Origin of the sequence: Burkholderia sp. THE68 (assembly GCF_009938265.1) — a bacterium.
In the GTDB taxonomy this organism is placed as follows: Bacteria; Pseudomonadota; Gammaproteobacteria; order Burkholderiales; family Burkholderiaceae; genus Caballeronia.
This window is the reverse complement of record NZ_AP022316.1, coordinates 1,052,940-1,071,007: the sequence shown is the minus strand read 5'-3', so window position 1 is coordinate 1,071,007 and position 18,068 is coordinate 1,052,940. Positions and strand designations below refer to the sequence as shown.

Sequence of the window (18,068 nt, the reverse complement as noted above, 5' to 3'; positions counted from 1 at the left end):
AAAGCATGACGAACACCGAGCGCCGCTATCCCGATCCCGCCGTGCGCGTGCTGGACCCGCGTTTCAACGCGTTGCGCATCGCGTCGGCATCGGTGGAATGTCTTTATCAGGGCGCGCGCTGGTCCGAAGGGCCGGTCTGGTTCGGCGACGGCCGCTATCTGCTGTGGAGCGATATTCCGAACAACCGCATCCTGCGCTGGGACGAAGAGAGCGGCCAGGTCGGCGTGTTTCGCAAGCCGTCGAACAATGCGAACGGTAACACCCGCGACCGCGAAGGGCGGCTCGTGACCTGCGAGCATCTCACGCGGCGCGTGACGCGCACCGAATACGACGGCTCCATCACTGTCATTGCCGATAGTTTCGACGGCAAGCCGTTCAATTCGCCGAACGATGTCGTCGTGAAGTCGGATGGCTCGATCTGGTTCACCGATCCGAGCTTCGGCATTGACGGCTTCTACGAAGGCGAGAAGCACGAAGCACAACTCAAGCCGTGCGTGTATCGCGTGGATGGTCAGAGCGGCGCGATCACGATGATGATCGACGCTTTCGTCGGCCCGAACGGTCTCGCGTTCTCGCCGGATGAATCAGTGCTGTACGTGGTGGAATCGCGCGCGACGCCGCGCACGATCCACGCGTTCGACGTGCTCGACGGTGGCCGCAGACTCGGCGAGCCGCGTCTTCTGATCGATGCGGGCCCCGGTACGCCCGACGGCTTTCGCGTGGATATTCACGGCAACCTCTGGTGCGGCTGGGGCATGGGCGACGCCGAACTCGACGGCGTGCGCGTGTTCACGCCGCAAGGCGAGGCGATCGGACATATCGATTTGCCGGAGCGCTGCGCGAATGTGTGCTTCGGAGGGCGGCATCGCCACCGGCTGTTCATGGCGGCGAGCCACGGGCTGTATTCGCTCTATGTCAACACGCAGGGCGCAAAAGGCGGCTAAGCCTTCGCGATCCTTTCCATGATGCGCTCGGGATGTTTGCTCGCGGCGAAGCCGTGGCGCGCATAGAGCCCGTGCGCGTCGGATGTGACGAGCATCATGCGGCGCAATCCCTGCAGATCGGGATGCGCCATCACGCATTGCATCATCCATTTGCCGAGGCCCGCGCCCTGATGCCCGGGCAGCACGAAGACATCGGCGAGATAGGCGAAGGTCGCGGTATCGGTGATCATGCGCGCATAGCCGATCTGCGCGTTGCCGCGAAAAAGCCCGAACGCGAGCGAGTGACGGGCGGCGCGCTCGACCTTTTCGCGCGCGATGCCGGGCGACCAGTACGCCACTTCGCTCAGGTAACGATGCACGACATCGAAGTCGAATTCATCGATGTCGGTGCTCAGCCGATAGTCGTCCCGGGTCCACTGCATCGCGTCGCTCCATGTGCGTCATGAAGCGACGAGAATAGGCGATCGACGCGCCGTGCTCCATGCACACTTTGCGTCTGTCAGTGTCAGTGCACGTTGTAGATGCGGCCGGTTTCCGCGCCTTCGACGCTGCGGCTGTACGCGAGCGCCACGCGCGCGCCGCTCGCGGCCTCGAAACCGCGGAAGTACGGGCCGAAGCTTTCGCGCGCTTCCTCCAGCATCGTCGGGCTGACGACGTTGATGCGCAGGCCGCGCGGCAACTCGATCGCCGCGCCGCGCACGAAACCTTCGATCGCGCCGTTGACCGCCGCCGCGCTCGCGCCGTCCCGGATCGGCGCCGCGCCGACAATGCCGCTCGTCAGCGTGAACGAGCCGCCGTCGTTCAGATGATCACGCGCGGTGAGCACGAGATTGACCTGTCCCATCAGCTTGTCGTCGAGACCGCGGCGGAATTGCTCGGGCGTCATCTTCACGAGCGGCCCGAAGTGCACATGGCCGGCTGCCGCAACGATCGCATCGACGCGGCCGATTTCTTCGAAAAGCCGCTGGATGCTGTTCGGATCGAGCAGATCGACGCGATGCGCGCCGCGCGTCGCGCCGATCTCGAAGACTTCATGACGGGATTTCAGTTCGGCGGCGACCGCCCGGCCGACCGTACCAGTGGCGCCGATGACAGCGATTTTCATGATTGGCTCGCACAGTTTGCGTTGAGGGAATGTCAGCCATTGCGCGGGCGCGCGCGTGCGCGAAAAAGACGCGCCCGCTTCAAGGATTGCAAACGGCGGGTTTCGAATGACTAGGCGGACACCGCGCGCGCGGGCATCGGCGAAAGCAGATACAGCGATGCCGCGAACTTGCAGACGAGTCCCGCGCCGCAGATGAACGCACCTGCCGGGAACGCGTGCCACTGCAGCGCGAGCGTCGGCGCGACGAGCGCGACGGACACGAACCCGAGCGCGACGGCGAGCCAGCGCGCCCATTGCAGCCGCGACGCGACGCACACGTAAAGCAGGCCGACCAGCACGCGCGAGGTGATCGACGCCGCCAGCGGATGGCTCGAGGCGTCGCCGGGAAGGCCGATCGCGAGCGTCAGCGCGAACTCGGCCCACGACAGCGCGTAGGCCGCGCCGAGGCAGGCAATCGCTGACGTGAAGCGCTGTTCGGGGGTGACTACATGGCGCGCGCCCGGTTGCAGTTGCGCGGCTTCGCCGGAATCTTGCGGGTAATTGTCGTATGCGTGGATCGTCGTCATCTGGCCTTTCCCCTTTGATCGCTTGCAGTGCGTTTTGTCGGCCGCGCTCGATTTTTGTTGCGATGCGGCGCTTCGTTGGCGGTGTCACTGCGCATACGCCGTGCCTGCTCCGAGGAACGCGCGTTGCTTCCAGTTTATGCCGATAAACCAGCGACCAAAAGGAGCCCGCGATGAACAACGTCAAAGAGCAGCATCCTCACTCGGAGCGTGATGAAGACGATCTCGACAAGGCCGTCGAAGACACGTTTCCCGCCAGCGATCCGCCCGCGACCGGCGGCGTGACGCGCATCGAAACGGACGATAAGAAAGACGAAAAGAAGTGATCTGAATGCGCGTTGAAGCAAGAGAGCCGCATATTCGATGCGGCTCTTTGCTTATGATGATTCAACCGCGTTCCAGCTCGAACAATCGCGACGGCCGCATATGATTGAGCGCGTAGTGCTTGCGCCCGCGCAAGGTATGGCCGTGTGGATCGCGTCCCTCGAAGCGCACCTTGTCTTCGATCTCGGGCACCGTCGGCGCGACCATGCCGTGATCGATCAGCCGATAACCCCGCTCGAGCGCGAGCAACACGCCGTTGCGTCCGGGACGGCTGTCGAAGCCGCCGAGGCCATCGCCCGGCTCCGCCACGTAGTTCACCCGCGTTGCGTTCGAATTGATGACGGCGTCCGGCTCGCGCGCGCGCATCTCGGCTTCGCGTCGTGCGTGGATGTTCTTCATATCGGCATCGACAGTGTCGTCGGGTCCGTCATCGTTGGCGACATCGATACCGCGCGGCGCTTTCTCATAGAGGCCCTGCGGACCGACATGCTTGTTGGCTTCAGCGTTGCTCATCGCGTGCTCCGTTGATCTGAACCGACCCACCGCTACGCAAGACTCATTCCGGATATTTGGCGACGGAACCGCGAGCCTTGCCTGAGGGCGCCTCGCCGCACAGCGAAAATTTCGGCCATTTTTTTCGACCCCAAGCCGTTTTCCTGCAAGTATTATTTGGAACCGGTCGGCGGCAAAGCGCAAGGCGGGACGCGAACAATCGGGAGGGCGCGTTTCACGTTGCCGTCGAAGAAGAGCAATGCGATTCGAACGAGCAGGGCACTTTCACACAGGTGACTCATGCAACACGATGCAGCCTTTTCACATCGAGGCTACCTTCTGAACTGCGCGCCCGCCCGGGCCGGAGATGGCAGCTACCAGCCGTATGTGGTGATCTCGCGATCGAGCGATGGCGAACTCGTCGCGAACCGCTTCTTTCCGTCGGACCTGCGATTTCGCGACGCAGAGGCCGCCATCGCGCACGCGCGCGACTGGGCCGTGCGCTGGATCGACGCCAGTAACGTAACGGCGTGAGCGATGTCCGGATGAAACATCGCGAACCCGGGCGCGCGAGGCGCCGGGCGGCAGCCTTCGCCAAAACCGGTTAATCTTGACGTTTGACCCGTTGCGCAAGGCGCGGCGGCCGCTTCTCTTGCTTCATCGCCGACATGCAGAACACGCCCACGCCTGGATCCATACCGCCGCTCGAATCCTCTCGCGAAACATCACGCGACACGCCTCAGGAATGGGGCCTTGCCCGCATCGTGGCGGACTTGCGTCAGTCGCGCGAAGAGTTGCATCGCACGCGGCATCCGCTCGGCATCCGCGAGCTGCCTTCACGCGATGCGATCGTCAGGATCGTCAACGGTCTGCGTTCCGCGCTGTTTCCCACGCATTACGGCGCGCCGGATCTGACCGACGAAAGCGTCGATTACTACGTCGGCCAGACGCTCGAAAGCAACTTGCGCCTGCTGCGCGAGCAGATTCGCCGCGCGTTGCGCTTCCTGCCCGAGCATCGCGATACGAGCGAAGCCGAACTCGCCGCGCAGGCCTTTGCGGTCGCGCGCGAATTCGGCTCGCAGTTGCCGCAGATTCGCGCGCTGCTCGTGAGCGATATTCAGGCGGCGTTCACCGGTGATCCGGCCGCGCAGCACATCACCGAGATTCTGCTGTGCTATCCCGGCATCTGGGCGATGACGCATCATCGTCTCGCGCACGCGCTGCACAAGCTCGGCGTGCCGTTGCTCGCGCGCTTCATCAACGAAATCGCGCATTCGCTGACGGGCATCGACATTCACCCGGGCGCGACGATCGGGCCGAGCTTCTTCATCGATCACGGCACGGGCGTCGTGATCGGCGAGACGGCGGTGATCGGCCAGCATGTGCGTGTCTATCAGGCCGTGACGCTCGGCGCGAAGAGCTTTCCTTCGACCAGCGATGGCGCGCTCGTGAAGGGCAACGCGCGGCATCCTGTCGTCGAGGACGATGTCGTCATTTATGCGGGCGCGACCATTCTCGGCCGCGTGACCATCGGCAAGGGTTCGGTGATCGGCGGCAATGTCTGGCTCACGCACAGCGTGCCGCCAGGCAGCAACGTGTCGCAGGGCAAGATCCGCGAGGGCAGCGGTCCGGATGTGCCAGGCAACGGATTCGGCGCATGAAATGACGAAAGGGCCGCGAGGCCCTTTCTGTCGTCGCGTTCTTTACGTATTCGATACGCTGAATGCGCTCGCGTTGCCGACGATCGATAGAAACTCGCGCCGCGTCGATGGATCGTCGCGAAACGATCCGAGCATGCGCGACGTGACCATCGCGACGCCCGCCTTGTGCACGCCGCGCGTCGACATGCATTGATGCGCGGCTTCGAGAATCACGCCGACGCCGATCGGTTGCAGCACTTCGTTCAGCGTATCGGCGATCTGCGCGGTCATCTTCTCCTGAATCTGCAGGCGCTTGGCGAATGCATCGACGAGGCGCGCGAGCTTCGAAATGCCGACCACGCGTTTGTTCGGCAGATACGCGACATGCGCGCGGCCGATGATCGGCACCATGTGATGCTCGCAATAGCTTTCGAAACGAATGTCCTTCAGGACGATCATCTCGTCATAACCCTGCACTTCGGAAAACGTGCGCGCAAGGATCTCGTGCGGATTCTGATCGTAGCCCGCGAAAAACTCCTCGTAGGCGCGCACGACGCGGCCCGGGGTGTCGAGCAGTCCCTCGCGCCTCGGGTCGTCGCCGGCCCAGCGCAAGAGAACGCGCACGGCGGCTTCGGCTTCCTCGCGGGTCGGACGATCGGCTTGTTCAGCAGGCATGTCCGAGCCTGAAAGATGGTTTTTGCGCGGGGCGCTCATCGAAAACTCCTGTCAGTCAAGATGCAATCAATGCGTTCTGCATCCCGCTATTGTTTCACGTTTCCGATGGTCGATATGAATGTCAGGTCTTTCCGCCTCCATCGATACCCGAACCCGTTCGCCAGACCCGCTTGCCTTCCTCCGACAACTGGCCGCTGCTATGGTCCTTGTCGGGCTCCGTGCCGGGCTCGGCCATCGACCCGCCCGGCTGTTCCTGCGCAGGTTGCGCCTTGCCCTTGCGCTGCGCGATGCGGTCTTCCTGAGAACGTCCGGCGTAGTTGCTCATGGTGCGTCTCCTTTCGAATTGATGCGATGAAAGGTGCGCAAGCGGCGTTCCAGCCGGACGATGCGCTCACGCGGGCTTGTGCTCGACGCCGCCCAGCACCATCCACGAGACGCCGAACTTGTCGGCGACCATGCCGAAGCGCTTGGCGAAGAAGGTTTGCGTCATCGGCATCTGCACCTGGCCGCCATTCGAAAGCGCATTGAAGTACTTTTCCGCCTGCTGTTCGTCGCTGGCCGTGAGCGAGAGCGATACGCCCTTGAACTCCGGCTTGCCGCTGCACATGCCGTCGGACGCCATCAGCATGGAATCGCCGATGGTGAAGGCCGCATGCATGATCTTGTTTTCCGATCCCGGCGGCAGGCTGCATCCGCTGGCCGTTTCGGCCTTGCCGGCTTCCGGATTTTCGCTGAAGCGCATCATCATGACGACTTGCGCGCCCAGATTCTCGCGATAAAACGTGATCGCCTCTTCGCAGCGGCCTTCGAAAAACAGATAGGGTTGCACTTGCATGTCTGCTCCTTGCGTTATGACTTTTCGTCGGGGTCCATATCCATCATGAGCGGCACCGATGCGTGTTCGTGCACGACACGCCAGTCGCCGTCGATCTTCCTGAAGCACACGGTGGCGCGCACGATGTCCTCCTGCTCGCCCACGGCGACGCGATTGACGGAGTGCGCGTAAGCCAGATCGCCGCTCGCGGCGACTTCCACTTCCCGCATCTCGAACGTGAGCGGGCCTTTCATGCTGTCGAACCAGCGCCGCCAGTTCTCGCGATAATGCTCGACGCCCTTGATCGATGCCGGCGGCACGACATCGAACACGACGACATCCGGCGCGTAATGACTGACGAGCGCGCCGACGTCTTTCGCGAGCACCGCCTGCCGCCACGCTTCGATCAGTTCACGGATGCGCGCGACATCGTCTGGTCCGGTCATGATTGCCTCCTTGCACGTATTGGAAACGATGCCGCCGCGTCGTGACAAAGCAACGACAAAAGCCGATGAACAATTATTTTTGAGTTTGTGTACACCGTCCACAAAAAGTAGCAGAGATAATGGACAGTGTCCACATATGGAAAGCCCGACGAATCAAAATGACAAATGGCAAGCCGCGCAGCACCTACCGACATGGCGACCTGCGCCGCGCGCTGATCGATGCGGGTATCGAGCTGGCGCGCGAAGGCGGACCGGATGCGATCGTGCTCCGCGAAGCGACGCGCCGCGCGGGCGTCGTGCCGAACGCAGCCTATCGTCACTTCGAAAGCCGTCTGGAATTGCTATCGGCGGTGCGTTCGGCGGCGCTGTCGCGGGTGGCGCAGGCAATGGAAGAGGAGTTGGCCGCGCGCCCGAAAAAGCGCCGCCGCGCCGATGCGGCACGCGCGGGATTGCGAGCCATCGGCGCGGGCTACCTGCGCTTTGCACAAAAGGAAACCGGGCTCTTTCGCACGGCGTTCGCCGCGCCTCAGTGCGAGTGGGGCGAACACGACGCGTCTTACGGCGCCGGACCGAGCGGACTCGATCCGTTCGAGTTGCTGAGCCGTGCGCTGGACGACATGGTAGAGGCCGGCGCACTCGATGCGAAGCGGCGGCCTGAGGCCGAGTATCTCGCGTGGAGCGCGGTGCACGGCTTCGCGTTGCTCGTGATCGAGGGGCCGTTGCAGGGTCTTGCACGCGCGCAGATCGAACCGCTTGCCGAGCGTCTGCTCGATATGGTCGACAGCGGGCTTTGAGCGGTTGAGTTTCGGCTGGTACCCGTTCGCCCGCAGCGGCGCGATTCGTCTGCTTATTTCGACCGGTCCGCTATCGGCTCGACCACGCTCAAGAGCAGCAGCAGGCACAAGGTCGCCGTTCCGACCATGTAGAGAAAGACCGCGGTCCAGCTATAGCTGTCGAGCAGGAAACCGACCGCGAGCGGGGCGCATGCGCCGCCGATCTGCCCCACCGAATTCACGATGCCGAACGCCGTCGGATACGTCGACTTGGTGGCGAGTCCCATCGGATACGCCGAGTAACCCGCGAAGCCGATACCCAGCATGAGACCCGCCATGATCAGCGCCGCGCCAAGGTAAGCGACGCTGTCGGGTGCGTCGATCAGCAGGAACGTCATGATCATCGTGCCAAGTGCGCCGAGCATCATCATCGGCTTGCGGCGGCCGCCGAGCAGGCGATCCGAGATGATGCCGCCGAGCATGTTGCCCGTCACCGCGCCGATGAAAGGCGCTGACGCGAGAAAGCCCATCTTCACCGAAGCGAAGCCCTTCACCGTGATGAGATACGTGGGAATCCACGAGATGAAGATGTTGCTGATGCCGATCATGCAGCCATAACCCAGCGCAATGCCGAAGATGTTCCACGAGCCGAACACCTGGCGAATCGTCTCCAGTTGCGGCACGCGCTTCGTGCGATTGATCGCGTCGAGCCGGGGCATCGGCGTCATGCGCGCGCGGGAGAGCGACTTGCCGCCGTTGCTGTCGACGGTCGCTTCATCGGCGATATAGCGGCGCTCGGCGGGCGAGCAGAAGCGGTTCTCGCCGGGCGAATTCGTCACGAACATCAACCAGACGAGCGCGAGGATAATGCCCGGAATCGCGAACACATAGAAGATCTCGCGCCATCCCCACAAGTGGATCACGATGAGGCACACCGAAGGCACGATCAGCGGCCCGAGCTTCGACGCGGCGATCCACAGACCCGTTGCGGTGCCTTTTTCCTTCGCGGGAAACCAGCGATTGATCACGTTCGTGCAGCCGATGCCGAGCGGTCCTTCCGACAGCCCGAGCCCCACGCGATACGTCATCAGCAGAAACACCGACGATGTCGTGCCCATCAAGCCCGTGAACACCGAAGTCAGGATCATGAAGACGGAGAACAGCAAGCCCGTCGTCTTCTCGCTGAGCCGTTTATAGAGGAGGCCGACAGGAATCTGCACGAAGCCATACGCGAAGGAAAACAGGCTCACGATGAGCCCCGCTTCGGTATTGGTGATGTGATATTCCTTCTTCAGATACGGCAGCGCAATGCCGAAATTGGCGCGATCCGCGCACGCGATGGCCCAGATGCAGAAGATCAGTCCCATCACGATCCAGCGATGTTTCGTGCGCTTCTCGGCGATGGGTTCCGCGTTCGAGGAAGCGATGATGCCGTCGGCGTTGCTGGTAGGGCGCAGGCTCACGCTGTTGTCTCCGATGTCATTTTTCAAGGCTTTATTGTTGATATGCCTTCTGATGCTTCGAATTGTGGGGATGGCCCGCAACAGCGTCCAATCTTTTATTGCTATTACCTGATTCCCGGATTGAATCGATCGCAGGCGTTATCGACGCTGGTTCGATTCGTGGATCAATTGATAGCCTTTTGGGATTGGACGCGACCGGCAGAAGCGGACATCATCCGCTCCACATCGGAAACGAACCTCATGGAGCACGCGAATTGAAGCCGAGCATTCTGCAACTGAACCCCATCCTCGTACCGGCCATCAACGAGAAACTGGATGCGCTCTACACGATGCATCGCCTGTTCGAAAAGGGCGACAAGGACGCTTATATCAGCGAGCACGGCGCGTCGATTCGCGGCGTGATCACCGGCGGGCATACGGGCATTTCGAACGATCTGATCGAGCGCTTGCCCGCGTTGCAGGTGATCGCGGTGAACGGCGTCGGCACCGATGCGGTCGATCTCGAATTCGCGCGTTCGCGCGGCATTCCGGTGACGGGCACTTTCGGCGCGTTGACCGAGGACGTGGCCGATCTCGCGATCGGTTTGATCCTGACCGTGCTGCGTGAGATCTGCCCCGGCAACGACTTCGTGAAGACCGGCAAATGGGTGAAGAACCCGAGCCCGAGCGCGATTCCGTTGGTGCGCCGTTTCAGCGGCAAGCGCGTGGGCATCGTGGGGCTCGGCAAGGTCGGTCGCGCGATCGCGCAGCGCGCCGCCGCATTCGCCTGCCCGATCGCCTATACGGACGTGCGCCCGATCGACGGCGTCGACTATCGCTTCGTGCCGGATCTGCTGTCGCTCGCGCGCGAAAGCGACATTCTGATTCTTGCAGCGGCGGCCGACAAGGCAAAGGGCATCGTGAACGCGGCCGTGCTCGATGCATTGGGCAAGGACGGCTATCTCATCAACATCGCGCGCGGCAAGCTGGTGGTGGAAAGCGATCTCGTCGAAGCGCTGTCGCGCGGTGCGATCGCGGGCGCGGGGCTCGACGTGTTCGTCGATGAACCCAATGTGCCCGTCGAACTGTTCGGCATGGATCGCGTCGTGCTGCAGGCGCATCGCGCGAGCGCGACGGTGGAATCGCGCACCGCGATGGGCGAGATGGTGCTCGCGAGTCTTGCGCAAGGTCTCGCGGGACAACGTCCCGAAGGCAGCCTGACGACATAAACGCGGCATCAACGTATCCGGGGCGAACATATAATGATCGGCTATCACTTCAACGTCGATTACGAATGCTCGATCTCGGACAAGTGCGTTGCTTCGTCGCCGCCGCGACGGAGCTGAATTTCAGGCGCGCGGCGGCGTTGCTCCACATGACGCAGCCGCCGCTTTCCAGACAGATTCATCTGCTGGAAGAGAACCTGGGCGTGCAGCTTTTCGAACGCGTCGGCCGCGCGGTCAAGCTGACGACCGAAGGGCGCGTGTTTCTCGCGGATGCAACGCGTCTGCTCAATCTCTCCGAGCAGGCGGAAAGCGCGGTCAGGCGCGCGAGCAAGGGCAAGACCGGGCGGGTGCGAATCGGCTTCACGGGCGCTGCGGGATACGAGTTGATACCCGAGTTGCTCGTCGCGGCGAAGCGTGATCTGCCGGATATCGATGTCGTGTTGCTGGAGATGATCTCGGTCGCGCAGATCGAAGGCTTCGAGGCGAACGCGATCGACCTCGGCTTCATGCGGCCGCTGCCGTCGCGTCAGAAAGTGGAGTTCCTTCTTGTCGATCGCGAGCCGATGATCGTCGCGCTGCCCGCGAAACACGAACTGTGCCGTTTCGAACAACTCGAACTCGCGCAGTTGCACGAGCAGGCGTTCATCATGCATTCGCCCACGCACGGCAAATACTTTCACGATCGCATCATGAGCATGCTCGTCGCCGATGAAGTGAAGCCGCATTTCACGCAATACATCGATCAGACGCCGACCATTCTGTCGCTCGTGCGCGCGGGCCTGGGCGTGTCGATTCTTCCGGCATCGTCGCAACGGTTTCATTACGACAACGTCGAGTTCAGGGACATCGCCGGCAATACCGTTCAGGCGGAAATGAGCATGGCGTGGCGCACGGATCAGGACAATCCCGCCGTCACGGCCTTCCGGCACATGGCGGCGGAATACTTCGTCAAGCGGCGTGCGTGATCGCGTGTGATGTCGCGTCGAGCGCGGCCTTGGCCTTCTCGACGATCTCGTCGATTTCGTCATGCGTGACAACGAGCGGCGGCGACAGCAACATGCGATCGTGACTCGCGCGCATCACGAGATTGCCCGCAAAGCAGAAATCTCGGCACAGGGTGCCGATATCGTCGCCATTGGCGAAGCGCTTTCTCGTCACACGATCAACGGCCAACTGAATGCCCGCGACGAGCCCCACGCCCGCAATCTCTCCGACAATCGGATGGTCGCCCAGCGCGTCGCGCAAGCGCTGTTGAAAGTACGGGCCTGCATCGTTCTTCACGCGCGCCACGATGCCTTCGTCTCGCAGCAGCTTAAGATTCGCCACGGCGACGGCGGCAGCGACGGGATGCCCCGAATACGTGAAGCCGTGATTGAACTCGCCGCTGTTCACGATCGCGTCCGCGATGGTGTCCGATAGCGCGACCGCGCCCATCGGCACATAGCCGCTCGTGAGACCCTTGGCCATCGTGATGACATCCGGCTCGAAGCCGAAGTGCCGATGCGCGAACCATTCGCCGGTGCGCCCGAAGCCACCGATCACTTCATCGGCGATCAGCAATACATCATGCTTGCGGCAGATACGCTCGATCTCCGGCCAATAGCTCTCTGGCGGAAAGATCACGCCGCCCGCGCCCTGAAACGGCTCGCCGATGAACGCCGCAACGTTGTCCGCGCCGAGTTCGATGATCTTTTCTTCGAGCTGGCGGGCACGCGCGAGCCCGAACGCGTCCGCGCTCATCGCGCCGCCTTCGCCGAACCAGTAGGGTTGATCGATATGCGCGACATGCTCCATCTTCGACGGCATCTGCTCGTGCATGTAGCTCATGCCGCCGAGCGTGGCGCCCGCGATGGTCGAGCCGTGATAGGCGTTCGTGCGCGCGATCACATGACGCTTCTTCGGCTTGCCCTGCACGGCCCAGTAACGATGCACCGCCCGCAGCGCCGTATCGTTCGCTTCCGAGCCGCTGTTGCAATAGAGAAAGCGATTGAATCGCGCGGGCGCGAGTTCCGCGAGCAAGGCGGAGAGTTCGATCACCGGCGGATGTGTCGTCTTGAAGAAGGTGTTGTAGTAGGGCAGCGCCTGCATCTGCCTCAGCGCGGCATCCGCGAGTTCGCGGCGTCCATAGCCCACGTTCACGCACCACAAACCAGCCATGCCGTCGATGATGCGATTGCCGTCCGAGTCCCACAGATAAACGCCCTCGGCCTTCACGATCACGCGGCTGCCCGCGCGATTGAGCGCGCCCATGTCGGAGAACGGATGCAGATGATACGCGGCATCGAGCGCGCGGTATTGAGCTGTCGAATCGATTCGATCGTTCATGTCGTCTTCTCCCGATATCAGACGTGCAATAAAAGATGCTTGCGTTCCCACGAACTGATCACGCGGAAGAACGCTTCATATTCGGTTTCCTTCAGCGCGAGAAACGCGCGCACGAACTTCTCGCCGAACATCTCGGCGAGCGGCTCGCAGGCGCCCATCAGCGTGAGGCCTTCTTCGAGATTGCGCGGCAGCTGATACGGCTGGCGATAGCCGTCGCTTGCAAGCGGCTCGGTCGGTTCGAGATGCTGCGTCATGCCGAGATAACCGGCGGCCAGCGTCGCCGCGATCGCGAGATACGGGTTGCAGTCGACGCCCGGTATGCGATTCTCGATGCGCCGCGCCTGTGGCGACGAATGCGGCACGCGAAAGCCCACGGTGCGATTGTCGTAGCCCCATTGCACGTTGATCGGCGCGGCCATGAAGCGCGATAGCCGGCGATAAGAATTGATATACGGCGCGAAGATCGGCATGAGCGCGGGCGTGTATTTCTGCAAGCCCGCGATGTAGCTATAGAAAAGCCCGGTCGCTTCACCTTCGCGATTGGTGAAGAGATTGCGCCCGGTCTCTTCATCGACGATGCTCTGATGCACGTGCATCGCCGAACCCGGCTCGGTTTCCATCGGCTTGGCCATGAAGGTCGCGTACATCTTGTGGCGCAGCGCCGCCTCGCGCACCGTGCGCTTGAAGAGAAACACGCGGTCCGCGAGATTGAGCGCATCGCCGTGCATGAAGTTGATTTCCATCTGCGCCGCGCCCACTTCGTGAATCAGCGTATCGACTTCGAGTTCCTGCACTTCGCAATACTCGTAGATGTCTTCGAAGAGCGGATCGAACTCGTTGACCGCATCGATCGAATAGGCCTGACGTCCCGTTTCCGCGCGCCCGGTTCTGCCAACGGGGGGCTGCAACGGCAGGTCCGGATCGCGGTTCATGTCGACGAGAAAGAATTCGAGTTCGGGCGCAACGACCGGCCGCCAGCCCTTCGCCGCGAATTTCTGCAGCACTTGCCGCAACACGCGGCGCGGCGAAATGGCCACGGGCGTGCCGTCGAAATGCACGCAGTCGTGGATGACCTGCGCGGTAGGATCGGCGGCCCACGGGATCAGGCGGATCGTCGCGGGATCGGGCACGCACACCATGTCGGGATCGGTGACGCCGGTGAAGCTGCCGTCGACGGGATAGTCGCCCGTGACGGTCTGGATCATCACGGCTTGCGGCAGGCGCATCGATTCGCCCGATTCGAACTTGCTGCGCGGAATGATCTTGCCGCGCGCGGTGCCGGCCATATCGGGAATGATCGCTTCGATTTCGGTGATGCGATGTTTTCGGAGGAATTCGTCGATGCGTTCCATTGTCGTTCTCGTGTATTGAGCAGGCGCATGCATCCACGGCCTTTGCGATGCATCGCGAAGGCGCAATGAAAAGGCGCGCGCATTCACGCGTGCGGACGCACGCGCGCGAACCAGTCAGCTAGCGAGGGGAAACGGGAGGAGGCGCTACGGCAGCAGTGACGCTGCGCCGACGCGTTGCACGGCGATGAACGCACGCGCAGAGACGACGTTGCGACGCCGCACGCAGCGGCGGGAAAGAACGGTCAGAACCGACAGGAAGCGGCGCCCGGAAGTCGTGCCGCAGCGATCGGCGCAGGAGCGATACACGCTCCGACGGGCCAGAGGGCTTTGGGCTTTCACGATAACACTCGTTTGGCGAGTTGATTGGCAGAGCGAGCGCCGGCGATGCAATGCCGACAATTGCCCTTCAACGAGGATATACGAGACATAAACGCCGTCAATACGTTTTTTCGAGCGGCCGCACGCGAATGATTCTCGCCGCGCGAGCGTTTCGGAGTTCGTTGCGCAATTCATCGATAATGTCGGCTCTTTCGCTTCGAACGTCCACAGAGCCCGATGCTCTCCAACCTGCTCGTCCAACTCGTCAACGGCCTGGCCGATGCCTGTGCGCTCTTTCTCGTCGCGTCGGGCCTGTCGCTCATCTTCGGCGTCACGCGCATCGTCAACTTCGCGCATGGCTCGCTGTACATGCTCGGCGTGTATATCGCGTATAGCCTGACGAGCCGTTTCGGCGCGAGCGTGGCGGGTTTCTGGGCGTCGGTGGCGGGCGCGGCGCTCCTGGTCGGCGCGATCGGCGCGGCGATTGAAGTGGGCGTGCTGAGGCGCATCTATCGCGCGCCCGAACTCTTTCATCTGCTCGCCACCTTCGCGCTCGTGCTGATCATTCGCGATGCCGCGCTCTACGTGTGGGGACCGGAAGATCTGTTCGGCCGGCGCGCGCCGCATCTCGAAGGCGCGGTGCAGTTGCTCGGCCATGCGTTGCCCACTTACGATCTCGCGTTGATCGTCATCGGTCCGCTCGTGCTGCTCGCGCTCTGGTATGCGCTCACGCGCACGCGCTGGGGCACGCTGGTGCGCGCGGCGAGCGCGGATCGCGAGATGCTCGGCGCGCTCGGCGTCAATCAGGCGTGGCTATTCACCGGCGTGTTCTTCGTCGGCGCGTTGCTCGCGGGACTCGGCGGCGCGCTGCAGGTGCCGCGCATGTCGGCGAATCTGTCGCTCGATCTCGAAACCATCGGCAATGCGTTCGTCGTGGTCGTGGTCGGCGGCATGGGTTCGATTCCGGGCGCGTTCGTCGCCGCGTTGCTGATCGCGGAGATCAAGGCGATGTGCATCGGTATCGGGCACGTGTCGATCGGGGGCATCGACTTCTCGTTGTCGAAGTTCACGCTCGTCGCGGAGTTCGTCGTGATGGCCGTCGTGCTCGTGCTGCGTCCGTGGGGATTGTTCGGGCGCGCGCAGGCCATCGCCCGTTCCGCCGCGCCCGCCGATCAGCCTTTGCGGCCCGCCACGCGCACCATGAAGATCGGCGCGGCCGTCGTGGCGGCTGCGCTTGCGCTCGCGCCGCTCGCCGCCGATGCGTTTCCGTATCTGCCCGTGCTGCTGGTCGAGATCATGATTGCGGTGCTGTTCGCCGCGAGCCTGCACTTCATCATGGGACCGGGCGGCATGCACTCGTTCGGCCACGCGGCGTACTTTGGACTGGGCGCATACGGCGCGGCCCTGTTTCTCAAGGTCTTCGCGTTGCCGATGGAAGCCGCGCTCGTGCTTGGTCCGCTTCTCGCGGGCATGGGCGCGCTCGTGTTCGGCTGGTTCTGCGTGCGTCTCTCCGGTGTGTATCTGGCGATGCTCACGCTCGCGTTCGCGCAGATCGTGTGGTCCGTCGTCTTTCAATGGGACGCGGTGACGGGCGGCAGCAACGGCATTCTGGGCATCTGGCCGTCGCCGTGGCTCGCATCGCCCGCCGCGTTCTATTACTTGACGCTCGTGTTCGCGGTGATCGGCATCTGGCTGTTGCGCCGCATGCTGTTCTCTCCGCTGGGCTTCGCGATGCGCGCGGGCCGCGATTCGCCCTTGCGCGCCGAAGTGATCGGCGTGAACGTCGCGCGCGTACAGTGGGCTGCGTTCATCGTCGCGTCGCTCGTGTGCGGGCTGGCGGGTTCGCTCTACGCGTTCTCGAAGGGCAACATCTCGCCCGAAGTCATCAGCGTGGGCCGCTCGGTCGATGGCCTCGTGATGGTCCTGCTCGGCGGCATTCAGACGCTGGCGGGACCGATCGTCGGCGCGAGCGTGTTCACCTGGTTGCAAGACACTGTCGCGCGACAGACCGACTACTGGCAGGCGCTGCTCGGCGCGGCGATTCTCGTGATGGTCATCGCGTTTCCGCAAGGCATTGCGGGCTTCGTGCGCGATCGATTCTTCAGGGAGGCGCAATGACGCTGCTGTCCATCGCGCATCTCTCGAAGTCGTTCGACGGCGTGCAGGCCGTCGACGACGTATCGTTCGATCTCGAAGCGGGGCGCCTGCTCGCGCTGATCGGCCCCAACGGCGCGGGCAAATCGACGTGCTTCAACATGATCAACGGACAGATCCGGCCGAGCGCGGGCTCGATCCGTTTCGACGGACGCGACATCGCCGGCATGCGGGCGCGCGACATCTGGCGGCTCGGCGTGGGCCGCACGTTTCAGATCGCCGCGACCTTCAATTCGATGACCGTGCTCGAAAACGTGCAGATGGCGCTGCTGTCGCGCGAGCGGCGCATCCATAGCCTGTTCGGGCGTGTCGCGTCATGGAAGGAAGATGAAGCGATGGCCTTGCTCGATCTCGTCGGCATGACGGCGCACGCGCGCCGCAGTTGCGCGGTGCTCGCATACGGCGACGTGAAGCGCGTCGAACTGGCGATCGCGCTGGCCAATCATCCGAGGCTTCTGTTGATGGACGAACCGACCGCGGGCATGGCGCCGCAGGAACGCAATGAACTGATGGCGCTGACCGCGCGTCTCGCGAAAGAGCGCAACATCGGCGTGCTGTTCACGGAGCACAGCATGGACGTGGTGTTCGCGCACGCGGACCAGCTGATCGTGCTCGCGCGTGGCCGTCTGATCGCACAAGGCGATGCCGAAGCCATCCGCAACAATGCGCGCGTACGCGAGGTCTATCTCGGCACGGGCGCGTCGTTCGCGCCGCGTGCGGCGCTGGGCGCGGGAGCATCGTCATGACGCTGCTGAAAGTCGACGCGTTGAATGCGTTCTATGGCCGCGCGCAGATCCTGTTCGATGTCGGCTTCGAGGTGCAGCGCGGCGAAGTCGTCGCGCTGATGGGCCGCAACGGCGCAGGCAAGTCGACGACGATGAAAGCCGTAATGGGCCTTCTGCCGCGCATCTCGGGCGCGGTGTCGTTCATGGGCGAGAGCATTGCGGGCATGGCGCCGTATCGCATCGCGCGCAGGGGTTTGGGCTATGTGCCTGAAGATCGCCGCGTGTTCGGCGATCTGACCGTGATGGAGAATCTCGACACGGGCCGTCAGCCGCCGCGCGATGACGCACCGTTGTGGACCCCCGAGAAGCTCTTTCGCGTGTTTCCGAATCTCGGTGAAATGCGCAACCGTCGCGCGAGCCGCATGAGCGGCGGCGAGCAGCAGATGCTGACCGTGTCGCGCACGCTGATGGGCAATCCGCGTCTCGTGCTGCTCGATGAACCATCGGAAGGCGTCGCGCCCGTGATCGTCGAGCAGATGGCCGATATGATTCTCGAACTGAAACGCGAAGGGCTCGCGATTCTGTTGTCCGAGCAGAACCTGCATTTCGCGCAACTCGTCAGCGACCGCGTTTATGTGCTGGAAAAAGGCCAGATACGCTATCGAGGCGCGATGAACGCATTCGCCAGCGACGATGCCGCGCGCCGCGAATTCCTTGGCGTATGAACGAATCACATCCAAACAGAGAGGA

At 62.9% G+C, this 18,068-nt stretch carries 22 protein-coding genes; 10 read left to right on the top strand and 12 right to left on the bottom strand.

Going from position 1 to position 18,068, the window contains the following annotated elements; genetic code table 11:
- Nucleotides 1-5: 5 nt before the first annotated feature.
- Entirely contained in the window at nucleotides 6-944 is a 939-nt protein-coding gene (locus tag BTHE68_RS18530; RefSeq protein ID WP_162067726.1) for an SMP-30/gluconolactonase/LRE family protein, read from the top strand.
- Here BTHE68_RS18530 and BTHE68_RS18525 read toward each other — a convergent pair.
- From BTHE68_RS18525 to BTHE68_RS18515, 3 genes are all read right to left on the bottom strand, one after another.
- Complete coding sequence (locus tag BTHE68_RS18525; RefSeq protein WP_162067725.1) at nucleotides 941-1,366, bottom strand: GNAT family N-acetyltransferase; 426 nt, start codon at nucleotides 1,364-1,366, stop codon at nucleotides 941-943. The two genes, BTHE68_RS18530 and BTHE68_RS18525, sit on opposite strands and share 4 nt — an antisense overlap.
- 83 nt (nucleotides 1,367-1,449) lie before the next feature.
- A complete protein-coding gene (locus tag BTHE68_RS18520; protein ID WP_174258096.1) occupies nucleotides 1,450-2,052 on the bottom strand; it encodes a short chain dehydrogenase in 603 nt (200 codons plus the stop codon).
- Between the two features lie 107 nt (nucleotides 2,053-2,159).
- The gene (locus BTHE68_RS18515; protein WP_162067723.1) at nucleotides 2,160-2,615 is read right to left on the bottom strand and encodes a hypothetical protein; all 456 of its coding nucleotides are present in this window, start codon (nucleotides 2,613-2,615) and stop codon (nucleotides 2,160-2,162) included.
- A 170-nt stretch (nucleotides 2,616-2,785) separates the two neighbouring features.
- Between BTHE68_RS18515 and BTHE68_RS36645 the strand changes: the two genes are divergently transcribed.
- Entirely contained in the window at nucleotides 2,786-2,938 is a 153-nt protein-coding gene (locus BTHE68_RS36645; protein WP_174258074.1) for a hypothetical protein, read from the top strand.
- Nucleotides 2,939-2,999: 61 nt separating this feature from the next.
- Here the strand turns inward: BTHE68_RS36645 and BTHE68_RS18510 are convergent, their stop codons facing one another.
- Nucleotides 3,000-3,449, bottom strand: a complete 450-nt coding sequence (locus tag BTHE68_RS18510) for a DUF3005 domain-containing protein (RefSeq protein WP_225936282.1) — start codon at nucleotides 3,447-3,449, stop codon at nucleotides 3,000-3,002.
- Nucleotides 3,450-3,728: 279 nt separating this feature from the next.
- On the opposite strand from BTHE68_RS18510, the gene BTHE68_RS18505 reads away from it, so the two are divergent.
- Nucleotides 3,729-3,962 (top strand): hypothetical protein, encoded by a 234-nt coding sequence (locus BTHE68_RS18505; protein WP_162067722.1) that lies wholly within the window; start codon nucleotides 3,729-3,731, stop codon nucleotides 3,960-3,962.
- A gap of 134 nt (nucleotides 3,963-4,096) precedes the next feature.
- Nucleotides 4,097-5,089: a serine O-acetyltransferase EpsC gene (epsC, locus tag BTHE68_RS18500; RefSeq protein ID WP_232077956.1), complete on the top strand. Its 993-nt coding sequence runs from the start codon at nucleotides 4,097-4,099 to the stop codon at nucleotides 5,087-5,089.
- 42 nt (nucleotides 5,090-5,131) lie between these two features.
- Here the strand turns inward: epsC and folE are convergent, their stop codons facing one another.
- The 4 genes from folE to BTHE68_RS18480 form a co-directional block, all read right to left on the bottom strand.
- Nucleotides 5,132-5,782 (bottom strand): GTP cyclohydrolase I FolE, encoded by a 651-nt coding sequence (gene folE, locus BTHE68_RS18495; protein ID WP_162067721.1) that lies wholly within the window; start codon nucleotides 5,780-5,782, stop codon nucleotides 5,132-5,134.
- Nucleotides 5,783-5,864: 82 nt separating this feature from the next.
- Nucleotides 5,865-6,068 (bottom strand): hypothetical protein, encoded by a 204-nt coding sequence (locus tag BTHE68_RS18490; RefSeq protein WP_162067720.1) that lies wholly within the window; start codon nucleotides 6,066-6,068, stop codon nucleotides 5,865-5,867.
- Between the two features lie 66 nt (nucleotides 6,069-6,134).
- The gene (locus BTHE68_RS18485; protein ID WP_162067719.1) at nucleotides 6,135-6,578 is read right to left on the bottom strand and encodes a VOC family protein; all 444 of its coding nucleotides are present in this window, start codon (nucleotides 6,576-6,578) and stop codon (nucleotides 6,135-6,137) included.
- 14 nt (nucleotides 6,579-6,592) lie between these two features.
- Complete coding sequence (locus tag BTHE68_RS18480; protein WP_061175529.1) at nucleotides 6,593-7,003, bottom strand: YybH family protein; 411 nt, start codon at nucleotides 7,001-7,003, stop codon at nucleotides 6,593-6,595.
- A gap of 158 nt (nucleotides 7,004-7,161) precedes the next feature.
- Here BTHE68_RS18480 and BTHE68_RS18475 point away from each other — a divergent pair, with 158 nt between their 5' ends.
- Entirely contained in the window at nucleotides 7,162-7,797 is a 636-nt protein-coding gene (locus BTHE68_RS18475; RefSeq protein ID WP_162067718.1) for a TetR/AcrR family transcriptional regulator, read from the top strand.
- Between the two features lie 53 nt (nucleotides 7,798-7,850).
- Here the strand turns inward: BTHE68_RS18475 and BTHE68_RS18470 are convergent, their stop codons facing one another.
- Nucleotides 7,851-9,233 (bottom strand): MFS transporter, encoded by a 1,383-nt coding sequence (locus BTHE68_RS18470; RefSeq protein WP_162068262.1) that lies wholly within the window; start codon nucleotides 9,231-9,233, stop codon nucleotides 7,851-7,853.
- Nucleotides 9,234-9,493: 260 nt separating this feature from the next.
- On the opposite strand from BTHE68_RS18470, the gene BTHE68_RS18465 reads away from it, so the two are divergent.
- On the top strand, nucleotides 9,494-10,447 hold the full coding sequence (locus BTHE68_RS18465; protein ID WP_162067717.1) for a 2-hydroxyacid dehydrogenase: 954 nt from the start codon (nucleotides 9,494-9,496) through the stop codon (nucleotides 10,445-10,447).
- Nucleotides 10,448-10,512: 65 nt separating this feature from the next.
- Nucleotides 10,513-11,409, top strand: coding sequence for a LysR substrate-binding domain-containing protein (locus BTHE68_RS18460; protein ID WP_162067716.1), 897 nt, complete (start codon nucleotides 10,513-10,515; stop codon nucleotides 11,407-11,409).
- Here the strand turns inward: BTHE68_RS18460 and BTHE68_RS18455 are convergent.
- The 3 genes from BTHE68_RS18455 to BTHE68_RS36855 form a co-directional block, all read right to left on the bottom strand.
- The gene (locus BTHE68_RS18455) at nucleotides 11,393-12,769 is read right to left on the bottom strand and encodes an aspartate aminotransferase family protein (protein WP_162067715.1); all 1,377 of its coding nucleotides are present in this window, start codon (nucleotides 12,767-12,769) and stop codon (nucleotides 11,393-11,395) included. The two genes, BTHE68_RS18460 and BTHE68_RS18455, sit on opposite strands and share 17 nt — an antisense overlap.
- Nucleotides 12,770-12,786: 17 nt before the next feature.
- Complete coding sequence (locus BTHE68_RS18450) at nucleotides 12,787-14,121, bottom strand: glutamine synthetase family protein (protein WP_162067714.1); 1,335 nt, start codon at nucleotides 14,119-14,121, stop codon at nucleotides 12,787-12,789.
- Nucleotides 14,122-14,265: 144 nt separating this feature from the next.
- Nucleotides 14,266-14,634 (bottom strand): hypothetical protein, encoded by a 369-nt coding sequence (locus BTHE68_RS36855; protein ID WP_232078039.1) that lies wholly within the window; start codon nucleotides 14,632-14,634, stop codon nucleotides 14,266-14,268.
- A gap of 42 nt (nucleotides 14,635-14,676) precedes the next feature.
- On the opposite strand from BTHE68_RS36855, the gene BTHE68_RS18440 reads away from it, so the two are divergent.
- The 3 genes from BTHE68_RS18440 to BTHE68_RS18430 are packed head-to-tail and all read left to right on the top strand — an operon-like array spanning nucleotide 14,677 to nucleotide 18,043.
- A complete protein-coding gene (locus BTHE68_RS18440; protein ID WP_162067713.1) occupies nucleotides 14,677-16,557 on the top strand; it encodes an ABC transporter permease in 1,881 nt (626 codons plus the stop codon).
- Nucleotides 16,554-17,339, top strand: coding sequence for an ABC transporter ATP-binding protein (locus BTHE68_RS18435; RefSeq protein WP_162067712.1), 786 nt, complete (start codon nucleotides 16,554-16,556; stop codon nucleotides 17,337-17,339). The genes BTHE68_RS18440 and BTHE68_RS18435 overlap by 4 nt, the downstream gene beginning before the upstream one ends.
- Nucleotides 17,336-18,043, top strand: a complete 708-nt coding sequence (locus BTHE68_RS18430) for an ABC transporter ATP-binding protein (RefSeq protein WP_162067711.1) — start codon at nucleotides 17,336-17,338, stop codon at nucleotides 18,041-18,043. Before BTHE68_RS18435 ends, BTHE68_RS18430 begins: the two co-directional genes overlap by 4 nt.
- Nucleotides 18,044-18,068: the final 25 nt, after the last annotated feature.